The following is a 13,810-nucleotide window of genomic DNA, read 5'->3' on the forward strand; positions in this document are numbered from 1 at the left end:
GCGCGATAATTTATTAATGATTGCCAGCGGTGATCAAGCCGCTATCTACGATGGCCACGAGTGGAAAATCATCATCAGCCCTAACTTTAATGAGGAAGGAGTATTTCTTATCGGCTAACCTTTCCTGACTGGGCATTGGGTTTGCTATTGGAGTGCCGGCTATGTGCTTTGTTCTGCTTTCTCCTTAGCTAAATAGGCGCGGATAGTTTTTATTTGTGCTTCGCGCACTGCGCCCCCTATATCCGGGCCTTTTTTTCCTTGTGATAGGGCTTGCCGCACAACGGCTTTTGTATCCAGTTGTGTTAAGGCATCTAATAATGATTCAGCTAATAACAGTTGTGGATAAGCCCTATTAACAAAGGTGTCTCCTCTGCCTTGTGCATCACATAAGCATGCTTGAAGAAACTGCTTAAAACGCGTTGGATGCTTTAGTGCATTCATGTTTTCAACAATCAATTTGTGCACGGTTTTTGGCGTGAGCTCAAATAGTGTGTGACATCGTGTATGGTTATCACTGGTTAGGGTGGCGAGTGCTTTAAAATGGTTGGGTACTTTTAAACGCTCACAAAATGCTTCAATGATGGCAACACCTTCTTGTTCATGACCGCGTAAGTTCTTTCGTTTTTGGTAGCAATGAGCTTTACCAAAATCATGGGTCAGGGCTGCAAACCGGGTTTCTACATCAAAATTTAAATCGGCTGCCCGTTTAACAACAAGCATTGTATGCGTGTAAACGTCACCTTCTGGGTGATGGGTTTCAGGCTGAGGTACACCGGCCATTATTTCTACTTCTGGAAATATTCCCAGCCCATTAAGTGCTTCAAAAAATAAGTGTGGGTACTTTTCCGCCAGCGCTTTTTCTGTTTCTTTCCATACTCGTTCAGGTACAAGATGAGTTAATTCACCGTTATCTCTTAGCTTTTTCATGAGTGCGCAAGTATCAGGGTGTATCGTCCACTCATCGCCGAAACGGGCAAGAAAACGAGCTACACGTAATACTCGCACTGGGTCTTCAGCAAAGGCCGCTGTGGTGTGTTTTAGTGTTTTGTTTTTTAAATCAGTCTGGCCATTGTAAGGATCGATGATCTGGCCGTTAGCATCCATTGCCATTGAGTTGATGGTTAAATCACGCCGAGCTAAATCTTCTTCTAGTGTGACAGATGTGCTGGCATCAACGGTAAAGCCGGTATAACCCTTGCCACTTTTGCGTTCGGTACGGGCCAAAGCGTATTCGTGTTTGGTGTGTGGATGCAAGAACACAGGGAAATCACTCCCGACAGATTGAAAGCCTAATGCAGCCATTGTGTCGGTTGTTTCACCCACCACGACATAATCCAGATCATGCGATGTATGGCCAAGTAATGAGTCCCTTACCGCGCCGCCTACTAAGTAGACATTTTCCAATTGCTTGTTCATTAGATTATCCGTTATATGTTGTCAGACATCAGCTGCTCCATACTGAATCTCGATCTGTCCGCATCTTCCCTAAAAAGTTTCTATGTATAACCACCAATTCTTTATTGCGGGTTGTACTAGTTTTATATCTGAGCTTCCATCAACCAGTGACAGGTTTTCTTTTTGGTTCTTAAAAGCGGAGTAGAGATCGTCCGACTCTTCTATATTTAGAGTGGTGTGGCTGTATATATAGCCGGTAGATGATCCAGAAATACCAATGCCTACACCACTTTTTTCAAATAAAACACCACCAAAACTTGGGTCATTTGCGACAAAGTTAACCTCAGCGCCTTTGAGTAAATTGAGATGTGATTCAGATATTTTTTCTGCAAGCGTCTCGGGTTCAATTCTTGGGGGCTTATCCCGTAAGTCGATAATCGCACGGTGATCTTCGTTTGATATGATGTGTGCTATAGGCTCTAACAGTGTTGCGTTTTTATGTAAACTTTCTAGAAGTTTCATGTTGTTACCTTCGTCACTGCAGCCCATTAATAATCCGATCGTAAATATATAAAAGTATTTCATTATTGATCACTTAGTTTGTAGGTCTGAGTGGTGTTCTCTCAGAAGGGCAGCAATGATACGTGCATCAATGTTTGATTTGTAGCTATCCCAGAGTTGAATGCCAAGCGTGATTGCTGTTTGATCATTAGGGTCATCAAAAGCGGCTATTACGTCTGCATCCCCTAATTTTTCGGCTCTTCTCTGCCAGTACCCATCAGGGTTTGTGCCAGCGGCCCATTGCGCGTATCCGGCCCCTGCTTTTAATGTCCAAGCTGAAAACCCTACCCCTCTGCCCACATAGCCGTAATGAAGGTTAGACCAGATGTCGTAATTAAACTGTGCACCTGATAAGGAATCAAGTGACCATTCCCCATATGTGTTTTTGATATGATTTTTATGATCCCAGGGACGCCTGTTTCCTACCATCGATTTCCATTTCGTTAAGGCTTGGTAAGTATCAAATACACTCGTATTATGTTGTTTAATATTTTGGGCGATGACTGAACGGGCATTTCGCTTCATTTCTGAAGCCATATAGAATGCTAAGTCTTCCATGGAGTGCATTTTATTTCCTTATATTTGTTAACCTTTTATATAGTTAACGAGGTTGTAGCATTATTAAGTGAGGGTTAAAAAACATGCTATTTAGTTGTCAACCAGCGCTTGGGATATTATGGAGGTTACTTACCTAAGTCAATTTATCCTATTCCCTTAAAAAGGAAAAAGATGCAAATTAATTGTTACCACAGGGCTTAGAACATTTAACGTATTTCTGAGATATAAAATATGTGTTTTAGGGCGATGGGATGTAAATCTCTGTTTAAAGCTGAGTAGATTGTTTTGGTCAAAATCAAAAAAGATAATAGTTAATCAATAAGGGCTGCTCGATATGGTTAAACTCACTCCTAAGCTTGTTGCCGTTAGTGGTGTCGTTGTTTTAGCACTGTTTATCTGGCTAGAAAGCGGGACGGGTACAGACGCTGAAAAGTCTAAGAAAGTACCTAAGCATTTGGTGGGTATACAGCAGTTTACAGCTGAGATAGAAGAGAGAGATCAGTGGATGATGGCGTCACTTGATGCTATTCAGATAGAAGATAAGAATTTCTACCAGTGTATTAAAACTGAGCTTAGCCGGTATTTGGGTATACACCCAAGTAGTAGTGGCGCTGACTTTTCCGTTCATTCTATACGTAGTCTGTATTGTCCTAATATGGATATAAAAAGGTTGGATGGGGCGCAGTCTTTAACTTCTCTGCAGTTTCTTGATGTGAGTAGAAACCCCATTAGGCGAATTCACCCTTTATACACTTTAGAAAACCTCACAAATCTCGATTTATCGAATGTTGTGTTACGGAATCCAACAGAGGTTTTTCTTTTACCCCATTTGAAGTCCGTACGGCTTCCAGACTTTACGCGTGTTGATTGTGAACATCTTGACAAGTGGAAGCGAAAAAACAAAGTACAAGCGTCTCTCTCCCGAGGCCGATGCCGGCGAGATTAGCCTCAGCACATTGTAATGGTTTACTCGCTGTCGTTGCTGTTGGTGGGCGTGTCCTACTGATGTCCGTCATATTCATAATGATCTAGAATACGTTAAGATGAATGTATGACCTGCTGCCTCAAAGCAGCGTAGAATCAGTTGGATATGGCGTTTGTCATTAGTTTGTCATATAGATGTTGTTAAATTTACTTAGATTAAAAGGATACCACCGTGGCCTTTAATGATAGCCAGCGCTTTTTTCCAGAAACACGCTTACGACGCATGCGTGCCGATACTTTTTCACGCCGTTTAATGCGAGAAAATCAGCTTACACCCAGCGATCTTATCTATCCTGTATTTGTGATTGAGGGCAACAATAGTACAGAGAGTGTTGCTTCTATGCCGGGTGTGCAGCGTATGAGTATTGATTTACTCGTGAAGGAAGCAAAAGAGATATCAGCCTTGGGTGTTCCAGCAATGGCGCTGTTCCCTGTAACGCCGCTTTCTGCGAAGTCAGAGTTTGCAGAAGAAGCCTATAACCCAGATGGGTTAGCACAAAGAGCAGTTAAAGCGATTAAAGATGCGTGTCCTGATTTAGGCATTATTACGGATGTGGCACTGGACCCATTCACTACGCATGGGCAGGACGGCATCATAGATGACGCGGGCTATGTGTTAAATGATCGCACGGTAGAAGCGCTCATCCAGCAGGCGTTGTCACATGCAGAGGCGGGGGCTGATGTCGTGGCTCCAAGTGACATGATGGATGGCCGTATAGGCGGCATACGTGAAATATTGGAAGAAAGTGGGTATGTGAATACTCGTATCATGGCGTACTCTGCCAAGTATGCAAGTGCTTACTATGGACCTTTTCGTGATGCTGTTGGCTCTGCTGGGAACCTAGGTAAGAGCAACAAGAATAGTTATCAAATGGACCCTGCCAACAGCGATGAAGCACTACACGAAGTGGGCTTGGATCTGGCAGAAGGGGCCGACATGGTTATGGTTAAACCCGGCATGCCTTATCTGGATATTGTGCGCCGGGTAAAAGATGAATTTAAAGTACCGACCTTCGTTTATCAGGTCAGTGGTGAATATGCGATGCATATGGCTGCTTTCCAGAACGGCTGGTTGGATGAGCGTAGTGTTATGATGGAATCGTTATTGGCCTTTAAGCGTGCTGGTGCCGATGGTGTCCTGACATACTTCGCGAAGCGAGCAGCGCAACAAATGAACGAGTAGTCGGTCTCTCACTATACTGGAGATAGAGATGACTGAGCAGGTCACTGCGATTGATAAACAGGTAGAGATGATGAGTGAAGAAGTAATGCAGAACCAGGCCGCAAAGGCGCTGGTGGAGAGCCGCGAAATTTTACCAACGGTAGACCATCCTGTTGAGGTTGAGCCGGTTGATCTCAAAGCGCCAGAACTCTATATCAATCGCGAGCTTAGTCAGTTGCAGTTTAATGTTAGGGTGCTGGAGCAAGCGTTGGATGATCGTTATCCGCTACTTGAGCGCCTGATGTTCTTGCTGATCTTCTCCAGTAACTTGGATGAGTTTTTCGAGATACGTGTAGCAGAGCAACTACGCCAGCTCAAATACGGGCGTGAAACGGTTGGCCCAGATGCGATGTACCCGAAAAAGGTCATAGAGAAAATCCGTGAAATTTGCCAAGTCAATGTTGAGCGCCAATACCGTATTCTTAATGAGATCATGTTTCCTGAGATGGAAAAATGCGGTATTCACTTTTTACGCCGTCGTGATTGGTCGCCTGAGCAATTGGTTTGGATTAAAAATTTCTTTGAAGAGAAAGTTGTACCGGTTATTAGCCCGATAGGTTTAGACCCTGCACACCCTTTCCCTAAACTCGTCAATAAAAGCCTTAATTTTATCGTACAGCTCGATGGTAAAGATGCCTTTGGCCGTGAAACCGGGTTGGCGATTATTCCTGCACCGCGTTCTCTTCCTCGTTTGATTCGTTTGCCAGACGAACTTTGTGATGGGGGGGATAATTTAATATTTTTATCATCGGTCATACATGAATGCGCAGCCGAGCTGTTTCCTGGCATGACGGTTCTCGGGTGTTACCAATTCCGTATTACCCGAAATGCCGATTTAACGTTTGATTTTGAAGAAATGGATGACTTGGCGCGTACGTTACGTGGTGAGCTTCATTCGCGAAAGTATGGCGATGCGGTACGTTTAGAAGTCGATAATCGCACACCAGAAGAGCTGGTGGACTTCCTGAAAATAGAATTCCATTTGGATGAAGAGCAAGTTTATAAAGTCGATGGCCCTGTAAACCTGACGCGCTTAATGACAGTAAGAGATTTAGCCGGGCGCCAAGAATTAAAATGGCCGCCTTTCTCTCCGGGTGTGCCCGGTAAGCTGAAAAAAGAGAAAGAGCCGAATGTCTTTCAAGCATTAAAAACGGGTGATCAGCTATTAATGCATCCGTTTCAGTCGTTTACGCCTGTTGTTGATCTGTTGATGAAAGCGGCTAAAGACCCCGACGTGATAGCGATTAAACAGACGCTTTATCGTACAGGGGATAAGTCCGATATTGTTAATGCGCTAGTGGAAGCCGCTCGTGGCGGTAAAGAAGTCACGGTTATTATTGAGTTACGTGCACGCTTTGATGAAGAGAGTAATTTACATCTAGCAAGCCGACTGCAAGAAGCAGGCTGCTTGGTTGTATACGGTGTGGTGGGCTATAAGACACATGCCAAAGCGATGCTAATTGTGCGCCGTGAAGGCACCAAACTTGTACGCTATTGCCATATGGGAACAGGTAACTATCACTCGGGCACGGCGCGTTTGTATACTGATTACAGTTACCTGACGTCGAATGATGAAATTGGCGAAGATGTTCATAAAGTGTTTCAGCAGCTAACCGGTATGGGCAAAATACAGCGCCTCAAAAAGTTGTATAACGCGCCATTTACCCTGCATGCCAAAATGTTGGAGCTGATACAGCATGAGGCAAAGCTGGCATCCAGCGGCAAGCCCGGGCATATCATCGTTAAAGTGAATGGCCTAACGGAGCCGAAGATGATTCGCGCTTTGTACGAAGCTTCCCAAGCGGGAGTAAAAATAGAACTGATTATTCGTGGTATGTGTCGTTTGCGTCCAGGTTTGCCCAGAATATCGGAAAATATCACAGTGCGTTCTATTATAGGGCGCTTCTTAGAGCATACTCGTGTCTATTATTTTGGTAATAACGGAAAGCCAGAAGTGCTTTGTTCCAGTGCCGACTGGATGGAGCGTAACATGCTTAATCGTGTCGAGACGTGTTTCCCCGTTACGGGCAAGCAAGGAGAGCGCGTAAAGAAAGAGTTGGATTACTATTTGGCAGACAATACGCAAAGCTGGGAGTTAAAAGCTGACGGTAGTTATACGCTGTTGAAACCCAAGGAGGGCGAAGAGCCCTTTAGTGCACAGCAACAATTATTGAGAGATTTTGCTAGCTAGCATTAATTGATCTGTTTTAAGGGCGCTTTTTAGCGCTCTTTTTCGTTGTGGCGACCTTTTTTTAGTATTTTCAGACATCTCAACATGAGAATTGAGCGCAATCGTTGCGTTTTTAATTCAGATCAGGAAAATAGACCCATAAGTCAAATGTTTCATATAAGAAATAAGATGGCGTATTATGGTCTTTTTTACTGACTAATTATGCGCACAATAATGGAAAACACTATGTCTGAAACCTCGATCGCGCTCGAATTGACCGATATACATAAATCCTATGGAAGTCTTGAAGTACTTAAGGGCGTTTCACTTAAGGCGAATGACGGGGATGTCATTTCGATTCTCGGTTCAAGTGGCTCAGGCAAAAGTACACTGCTTCGCTGCATTAATTTGCTAGAGCAACCCGCCAAAGGGCAGGTAATCATTGGCGGCGAAGAGCTAAAGCTTAAGGCCGGAAAGTCCGGTGACCTCGAAGCAGCAGACCGTAAACAACTCGAAGATATGCGCTCGCGTATCGGATTCGTTTTTCAAAGTTTTAACCTCTGGCCTCACAAAACCATCCTTGGCAACATCATCGAAGCCCCTATGAATGTTTTAAAGCAATCCCGAGAGCAAGCTATTGAGCGTGCCGAAGGATTACTGAAAAAAGTAGGCCTGCTCGAAAAGAAAGATGCTTATCCCGGTAATTTGTCAGGCGGCCAGCAGCAACGTGTTGCGATAGCACGTGCTTTAGCGATGGACCCACAGGTGTTGTTGTTTGATGAACCAACGTCTGCATTGGACCCTGAGCTAGTGAACGAAGTATTAAGCGTGATGCGCGAATTGGCTGACGAAGGCAGAACGATGTTGATCGTTACGCACGAAATGCGTTTTGCGCGTGACGTATCAAGTCAGGTCGTATTTTTACATCAAGGACAGATAGAAGAAATAGGGCCACCAGAGCAAGTGTTTGAAAACCCGAAATCGCAACGTGTACGTGACTTTATGTCTAGCCACAATTGATTTCAGCTCCACACAAAAGAGATTCACTATAATAATTATTTATAATATAGAGAGAAACCTGATGAGTGTTCGTAAAATTATTGCAGCTGTTACATTAGTCGCTGGCGCTTTTGCCGCTACCCAAGCTTCTGCGGGTGATAAAATCCGTATCGCTACTGAAGGGGCTTATGCACCTTTCAATATGAAAAATGAACAAGGCGAGCTGATTGGCTTTGATGTCGAAATTGCTAAAGCATTGTGTGCAGAGATGAAAGCAGATTGCACGATTGTTGAACAGGATTGGGATGGTATGATCCCTGCTCTGAAAGGCCGTAAATTTGATGCGATTGTGGCTTCTATGTCGATCACTGAAGAACGCCTGCAGGCTGTAGACTTTACTAACCCTTACTACACCAACGCATTGGCATTTGTTGGTCCAAGAGACAAGGTTCTAAAAACTGATAAAGCATCGCTTAAAGGCAAAACGCTAGGAGCACAGCGTGCGACCATCGCAGGTCAGTACTTGGAAGATGAGCTGGGTGATGTTGTTTCTGTAAAACTCTATGATACGCAGGATAATGCTTATCTGGATATGGCAACAGGCCGTCTTGATGGTTTGGTATCAGATAAATTCCCTGCTTATGACTGGTTGCGTACAGATGCAGGTAATGGATTTGAATTCAAAGGTGAGCCGATTAAAACAAAATCTGTTGATAAAATTGGAATCGCTATTCGTCATAACCAAGGCGAGTTGAAAGCGAAGTTCAACAAAGCACTGAAGACTATCGTTGAAAACGGTACTTACGCTGTCATCAATGCTAAATACTTCCCGTTCTCTATCTATTGATCGGCTCAATGCGCGGGCTATAACAGCTCGCGCACTGTTTAAAATGGATAATCCACTAACGTTCGCTGTAAGAGAATAATAACGTGATAGATCTGCATGGGTTTGGTCACCTGTTATTGGCTGGAACATGGGTCACCGTCAAGCTGGCAGTTGTCAGTCTATCGTTAGGCCTGGTTTTTGGTTTGTTAGGTGCTGCCGCTAAATTATCAGAATATAAAGTGCTTCGGGCAATGGCGACTGCGTACACTACGCTGATTCGTGGTATTCCTGAGCTGTTGATTGTGTTTGCTATCTACTTTGGTGGTTCTGCCTTGGTAATGGCAATCGCCAGTATGTTTGGATATGACGAATACATTGAAGTAAATCCATTTATGGCGGGTGTGGCCGCACTGTCTATCGCCTTTGGTGCTTATGCAACCGAAGTCTTTCGTATGGCTATCCTTTCTATTCCTCAGGGACAATGGGAGTCTGCGCAAGCATTAGGCATGACGCGTAGCAAAACCTTTTATCGTATTATTCTTCCGCAAGTTTGGCGCGTAGCTTTACCTGGTTTAGGAAACTTGTTCCAAGTGCTGCTCAAAGATACAGCTTTGGTATCGGTGGTTGGCCTGCAAGATATTATTCGCCAAGCCACGACAGCAATTAGTTCTACAAAAGAACCGTTCACATTTTATCTTGCGGCTGCGTGTATTTATTTGATACTGACAGCAATCGCAACGGCTGGAACACTTTGGATGGAGCGAGCCTGTACTCCGCAAGCGAGGTACAAAGGATGAATTGGGATGTCATAATTAAGTACTATCCAAAACTGTTGGATGGTGCTCTGCTAACGCTAGAACTCGTGGTTATCTCCGGTCTAATAGGCGTTATGCTGGCGGTGCCAATTGCACTGATGCGCGCTTCAAAAACACCGTGGGTACGGGTTTTTCCGTTCTGTTTCATCTACTTCTTCCGTGGTACGCCACTGCTGATACAGATCTTTTTGATCTACTATGGAGCCTCTCAGTTTGAAGCGGTACGTGAATCCGCATTGTGGGTCATACTGAAAGAGCCTTATTGGTGTGCGATTATCGCTTTCACGCTGAATACAGCGGCTTATAGCGCTGAACTGTTCCGTGGTGCGATTCAGGCAATACCCAATGGTGAACTTGAGGCCGCAGATGCCTTTGGCATGAACTGGTTGCTTAAAACGCGGCGTATCGTTATACCGCGCGCATTCGGTATTGCGTTACCTGCTTATGGTAACGAAGTTGTTCTGATGCTCAAAAGTAGCGCACTAGCTTCTACCATTACGTTGCTGGATCTCACGGGTATGGCACGTACGATACAAGCACGTACCTATACGCCCGTAGAGCTATTTACTGCCGCTGGAGTTATTTACCTAGTAATGGCTGCCGTTGTCATAGGCCTGTTCCGCTATATGGAAAGCCGCTTCAACCGTTACCAGTACTACAAACCTAACGTTGATCAAATGGGCGTTGATAAGCAATAGTGAGTACTGCTTGCTTAGTAAGTGAAGATAAAAAACGGCCTTTATGGCCGTTTTTTATTGCCTGTCATATGGCAAAACTCGTTTTATGAGTGATGGCTCAGAGGCTTGCTCCAGAACACCGATATAGCTATGGTGTTTGTATGCATTAGTTTTGTGGGTGTTGTCACATCAAAAAGGAAAGGTTATCCATATAGTTATTCAAGCATGGTGTCATTCTGTGCATATCTGTTCATAAAATGAATGTATACGCGTTGTATTTTGGGTTCCTAATTGGGAAGCATAATAAACACAGAGGGAATTGAATATGAATAATAAAAAAAGATTGTTGCTATGCGCTGTGCTGAGTATTTTTTCTACACATTCGTTTGCTGGTGCTGATTTAATAATTGAAGATATTTCATTTTTATCTCTGCCCGCAAAAGGAGGCTGTACAAATTTTAGCGTTACTATTGCAAACATAGGCGATGAGCGAGCAGAAGGAAGTGGTTTGTTTTCGTTACGCGCCAATAGCTTAACCACATCGCAACTGGGCGCAGAGAGGCAGTTTGGTATTGGTAGGGGAGTAGATCCAGGTGAGTCCATAATGGTCTCAGTAATAAGTCTAGAGTTTCCTGCCGTTGGTGAGCATCGGATTGTTGCTGTTGTAGATTCAAGAAACGAGGTTGAAGAATACGTTGAAGGCAGTTACGCCGAGCAGAATAATGGGTTTAAAAAGGATGTCAATGTAAGGCATACATGCACTGAAGACGGCAGGCCGCAAGGGCCTACAGTCGATCCAAAGTTTATTAAAAACTTACATATAGACCCGAAGGAAGGGCGCCCTAACCTTAATCCTAAGGTTAGATTACCTATCCCTCGCTCTGTTACTCAATAAGTAGATTGCTTAAATAGCCTGTTCTTTTTTGTTAGTAATGGCGGTAAAGAAGAATAGGTTATTTTTTGGTAAATGCAACAAACTGCTTTCTACGGTTGTTGACGAGTTGCAGTGATAACCATCAAATTAAAATACCAAATGCTCTAAAAAAACATTTGTCTGCGATAGCGTAATAGGCCAAGTGGCACTGGCTGAGTAATGTTTTAATGAAAAAACCAGTACCCCGCTAGAATAGCCACGATAATGCCTGCAAGATCGGCGAGTAAGGCACAGGTAATTGCATGGCGTACGTGCTTTATGCCAACACTGCCAAAATAAACGGCCAACACATAAAATGTTGTCTCTGTGCTGCCTTGCATGATGGCGGAAATAGTTGCAGCGAATGAGTCCACTCCAAATGTGCTCATGGTTTCTAGCATCATTGCGCGAGCGCCACTACCGCTCAATGGTTTCATTAACGCTGTAGGTAGTGCCTGAATAAAGTCAGTATTAAAGCCCAGTGAAGAGAACAGATATTCTAAGCCATATATAACACCCTCTAATACACCGCTGGTACGTAGCAAACCAATGGCGACCAGCATGGCGATTAAATAGGGTATGAGTTTGATTGCGACATCAAATCCTTGTTTTGCACCTTCGATAAAATCTTCGTAGATATTATTTTTCTTATACCAGCCTGAAAATAGAAACAACATAATGATTGCGAATAAAATAAGGTTGCCCAGCAAGGATGAACTGCTCGACATCTGTTCTGCTGGCAAGCTCACTAACCAGCTACCGAGCGCAGCTAATAAGATGGCAAACCCAGAAAAATAACCAATAACAACGCGATTAAATAAATTGATTTTTTGTACCCAGGCCACTGCCATCAGACCGGTTATTGTCGATGCAGAGGTTGCGAGTAAGATAGGAATGAATACGGATGTGGGGTCAGCTGCACCCTGTTGAGCGCGGTATAAAAAGATAGTTACCGGCAATAATGTAACGGAAGAAGTGTTTAAAACGAGAAACAAGATTTGTGCATTACTTGCGATATCTGAACCGTGATTTAAATTCTGTAAGTCCCGCATAGCTCGCAGCCCCATTGGCGCTGCAGCGTTATCCAGCCCAAGCATATTAGCGGCGATATTCATCGTCATACTGCCGTGTGCAGGATGCCCTTTAGGTATGCCAGGCATTAGTTTTAAAAATAATGGTTCCAGGCCACGAGAGAGAATCTGTATTAATCCCGCATTTTCAGCCACTTTAAACAAACCTAGCCAAAGGCACAGCACACCAACCAGACCAATAGAAATATCCACACTGAGCGAGGCCATATCGAAGGTAGATTGAATGAGCAGGCCGAAGATATCAGCTTGGTTTAATACCAGCCATTGATAAAGAGCAGCGATGAATGCGGTGGCGAAAAAACCGAACCAGATATGTACTAGCATAAATACTCTTAGCTGTTATTTCAGGCGAGAATGCAACGATCCATTTTTTGATGCAAACTATATCAGATTTTTAAGTGTGAAATAGAACGGGTGATCGCTAGCTTTTTTATCTAGTTGGTTTCGTTAAAGAAGCATTTTCCCAGTGTGTTAAGCCAACAGAATATTTGAGTCGTTAAAACGAACGAGCAAAAGATTTGTCAGAGAGTAATATTAAACAAATAAGAGAACACAAAAAATGACTGAACGTCCAACGTTTGTAATGACAGAACAAATCGATAATTCACGTACCTGTGTTAATCACCTTCATTTTCCTGCAGGAAGTGAAACGCGTTGGCACCGCCATGAGAGGGATTATGTGATTGTACCCATGAATAGTTGTGAGTTGCTTATTGATTCAGGGGGCGGTGCGAAGCCGGTGAAGCTAACGGCGGGCGAGTGTTATTACCGAGATGCAGGTGTTGAGCATAACGTGATTAACCCTTCAGAAATTGACATTACCTTGATTGAAGTGGAAATTAAGTAGTTCTTAATCGTAGCGCAATTAGGGGGTTAATGATGAAGATGGTTTATACCAGCGAGAATCAGTTCTTAGTGTGTAATGCTAAAAATCTCATTGAGGCACAAGGTATTGGAACATTCCTGAAGAATGAGTTTGCGCAGGGAGCGGTAGGTGAAACATCCGCTTTTGATGCGTGGCCTGAAGTCTGGATTTTTAGTGATTCAGATTATGAGCAAGCTCTAAACATTATTGAAACATCTCTCAGCCGCAAAAATGCTGCTGAATGGGTTTGTGAGAACTGTTCTGAGCATAATGATTCCTCTTTTGACATCTGCTGGAATTGCCAAAAAGATAACGCATGACAGGGGCTCAGGGTAAGCGTGTAATAATAATTGCTCTGAAACGTAGTCTCTGGCCAAGGATCAACTACACTTACTGATAATTGCTTGCCTTCATGCTTTACTATGTGGAAGGTAGCTTTAATAAAGGACTATCAATTGAATACACATATTGAGTTTGAGCCTGAAGTATTATCAGCGTTAAATGCAGGAAGAAAAATTGATGCTATCAAAACGCTAAGGTCATTAAGAGGCATCGGCCTGAAAGAAGCGAAGGAGCTGATTGATAATTATGTCGATGAGCATGCATCTGAGGGAGCGTCTGTGCAAAAAGTCGAAAGCAATGTGAGTGTTGCTAAGCTGCTGTTTATTGGGTTGATAATTTATTTGGTTTATAAATTTTTTAATAGCTAATTTCAAAAATAAACTTCCAATATT

The 13,810-nt window shown here is 43.5% G+C and carries 15 protein-coding genes; 11 read left to right on the top strand and 4 right to left on the bottom strand.

The window, feature by feature from the left end; all coding sequences use genetic code 11:
* Window positions 1-159: 159 nt before the first annotated feature.
* From QZZ55_RS11640 to QZZ55_RS11650, 3 genes are all read right to left on the bottom strand, one after another.
* A complete protein-coding gene (locus QZZ55_RS11640; protein ID WP_293267500.1) occupies window positions 160-1,416 on the bottom strand; it encodes a multifunctional CCA addition/repair protein in 1,257 nt (418 codons plus the stop codon).
* 69 nt (window positions 1,417-1,485) lie between these two features.
* Window positions 1,486-1,917: a hypothetical protein gene (locus QZZ55_RS11645; RefSeq protein ID WP_293267501.1), complete on the bottom strand. Its 432-nt coding sequence runs from the start codon at window positions 1,915-1,917 to the stop codon at window positions 1,486-1,488.
* 69 nt (window positions 1,918-1,986) lie between these two features.
* Window positions 1,987-2,523 (bottom strand): polymorphic toxin type 44 domain-containing protein, encoded by a 537-nt coding sequence (locus QZZ55_RS11650; RefSeq protein ID WP_293267502.1) that lies wholly within the window; start codon window positions 2,521-2,523, stop codon window positions 1,987-1,989.
* A gap of 325 nt (window positions 2,524-2,848) precedes the next feature.
* Between QZZ55_RS11650 and QZZ55_RS11655 the strand changes: the two genes are divergently transcribed.
* The 8 genes from QZZ55_RS11655 (at window position 2,849) to QZZ55_RS11690 (ending at window position 11,102) form a co-directional block, all read left to right on the top strand.
* Complete coding sequence (locus QZZ55_RS11655; RefSeq protein WP_293267503.1) at window positions 2,849-3,460, top strand: hypothetical protein; 612 nt, start codon at window positions 2,849-2,851, stop codon at window positions 3,458-3,460.
* Between the two features lie 210 nt (window positions 3,461-3,670).
* Window positions 3,671-4,681, top strand: a complete 1,011-nt coding sequence (gene hemB, locus QZZ55_RS11660; protein ID WP_293267504.1) for a porphobilinogen synthase — start codon at window positions 3,671-3,673, stop codon at window positions 4,679-4,681.
* 28 nt (window positions 4,682-4,709) lie between these two features.
* Window positions 4,710-6,911, top strand: a complete 2,202-nt coding sequence (gene ppk1, locus QZZ55_RS11665; RefSeq protein WP_293267505.1) for a polyphosphate kinase 1 — start codon at window positions 4,710-4,712, stop codon at window positions 6,909-6,911.
* Window positions 6,912-7,136: 225 nt separating this feature from the next.
* Complete coding sequence (locus QZZ55_RS11670) at window positions 7,137-7,910, top strand: ATP-binding cassette domain-containing protein (protein ID WP_293267506.1); 774 nt, start codon at window positions 7,137-7,139, stop codon at window positions 7,908-7,910.
* Window positions 7,911-7,971: 61 nt separating this feature from the next.
* Window positions 7,972-8,736 carry an ABC transporter substrate-binding protein gene (locus QZZ55_RS11675; RefSeq protein WP_293267507.1) on the top strand — a complete coding sequence of 255 codons (765 nt, stop codon included), beginning with the start codon at window positions 7,972-7,974 and terminating at the stop codon, window positions 8,734-8,736.
* A gap of 83 nt (window positions 8,737-8,819) precedes the next feature.
* Window positions 8,820-9,512, top strand: a complete 693-nt coding sequence (locus QZZ55_RS11680) for an ABC transporter permease (protein WP_293267508.1) — start codon at window positions 8,820-8,822, stop codon at window positions 9,510-9,512.
* A complete protein-coding gene (locus tag QZZ55_RS11685; protein WP_293267509.1) occupies window positions 9,509-10,228 on the top strand; it encodes an ABC transporter permease in 720 nt (239 codons plus the stop codon). The genes QZZ55_RS11680 and QZZ55_RS11685 overlap by 4 nt, the downstream gene beginning before the upstream one ends.
* 304 nt (window positions 10,229-10,532) lie before the next feature.
* Window positions 10,533-11,102: a CARDB domain-containing protein gene (locus QZZ55_RS11690; protein WP_293267510.1), complete on the top strand. Its 570-nt coding sequence runs from the start codon at window positions 10,533-10,535 to the stop codon at window positions 11,100-11,102.
* A gap of 203 nt (window positions 11,103-11,305) precedes the next feature.
* On the opposite strand, the gene QZZ55_RS11695 is transcribed toward QZZ55_RS11690, so the two are convergent.
* Window positions 11,306-12,535: a spore maturation protein gene (locus QZZ55_RS11695; protein WP_293267511.1), complete on the bottom strand. Its 1,230-nt coding sequence runs from the start codon at window positions 12,533-12,535 to the stop codon at window positions 11,306-11,308.
* Window positions 12,536-12,770: 235 nt separating this feature from the next.
* Here QZZ55_RS11695 and QZZ55_RS11700 point away from each other — a divergent pair, with 235 nt between their 5' ends.
* From QZZ55_RS11700 to QZZ55_RS11710, 3 genes are all read left to right on the top strand, one after another.
* On the top strand, window positions 12,771-13,058 hold the full coding sequence (locus tag QZZ55_RS11700; RefSeq protein WP_293267512.1) for a cupin domain-containing protein: 288 nt from the start codon (window positions 12,771-12,773) through the stop codon (window positions 13,056-13,058).
* A 29-nt stretch (window positions 13,059-13,087) separates the two neighbouring features.
* Window positions 13,088-13,396 carry a DUF2007 domain-containing protein gene (locus QZZ55_RS11705; RefSeq protein WP_293267513.1) on the top strand — a complete coding sequence of 103 codons (309 nt, stop codon included), beginning with the start codon at window positions 13,088-13,090 and terminating at the stop codon, window positions 13,394-13,396.
* 135 nt (window positions 13,397-13,531) lie between these two features.
* A complete protein-coding gene (locus QZZ55_RS11710) occupies window positions 13,532-13,786 on the top strand; it encodes a ribosomal protein L7/L12 (RefSeq protein WP_293267514.1) in 255 nt (84 codons plus the stop codon).
* Window positions 13,787-13,810 lie beyond the last annotated feature (24 nt).

The sequence above is a fragment of the Neptunomonas sp. genome, from assembly GCF_016744175.1.
Classification (GTDB): Bacteria; Pseudomonadota; Gammaproteobacteria; order Pseudomonadales; family Balneatricaceae; genus Neptunomonas.

Excerpts from the sequence above, each read along its gene's own strand:
- QZZ55_RS11640 (WP_293267500.1), bottom strand. The coding sequence starts at position 1,416 with ATGAACAAGCAATTGGAAAATGTCTACTTAGTAGGCGGCGCGGTAAGG.
- QZZ55_RS11645 (WP_293267501.1), bottom strand. The coding sequence starts at position 1,917 with ATGAAACTTCTAGAAAGTTTACATAAAAACGCAACACTGTTAGAGCCT.
- QZZ55_RS11650 (WP_293267502.1), bottom strand. The coding sequence starts at position 2,523 with ATGCACTCCATGGAAGACTTAGCATTCTATATGGCTTCAGAAATGAAG.
- QZZ55_RS11655 (WP_293267503.1), top strand. The coding sequence starts at position 2,849 with ATGGTTAAACTCACTCCTAAGCTTGTTGCCGTTAGTGGTGTCGTTGTT.
- ppk1 (WP_293267505.1), top strand. The coding sequence starts at position 4,710 with ATGACTGAGCAGGTCACTGCGATTGATAAACAGGTAGAGATGATGAGT.
- QZZ55_RS11670 (WP_293267506.1), top strand. The coding sequence starts at position 7,137 with ATGTCTGAAACCTCGATCGCGCTCGAATTGACCGATATACATAAATCC.
- QZZ55_RS11675 (WP_293267507.1), top strand. The coding sequence starts at position 7,972 with ATGAGTGTTCGTAAAATTATTGCAGCTGTTACATTAGTCGCTGGCGCT.
- QZZ55_RS11685 (WP_293267509.1), top strand. The coding sequence starts at position 9,509 with ATGAATTGGGATGTCATAATTAAGTACTATCCAAAACTGTTGGATGGT.
- QZZ55_RS11690 (WP_293267510.1), top strand. The coding sequence starts at position 10,533 with ATGAATAATAAAAAAAGATTGTTGCTATGCGCTGTGCTGAGTATTTTT.
- QZZ55_RS11695 (WP_293267511.1), bottom strand. The coding sequence starts at position 12,535 with ATGCTAGTACATATCTGGTTCGGTTTTTTCGCCACCGCATTCATCGCT.
- QZZ55_RS11700 (WP_293267512.1), top strand. The coding sequence starts at position 12,771 with ATGACTGAACGTCCAACGTTTGTAATGACAGAACAAATCGATAATTCA.
- QZZ55_RS11705 (WP_293267513.1), top strand. The coding sequence starts at position 13,088 with ATGATGAAGATGGTTTATACCAGCGAGAATCAGTTCTTAGTGTGTAAT.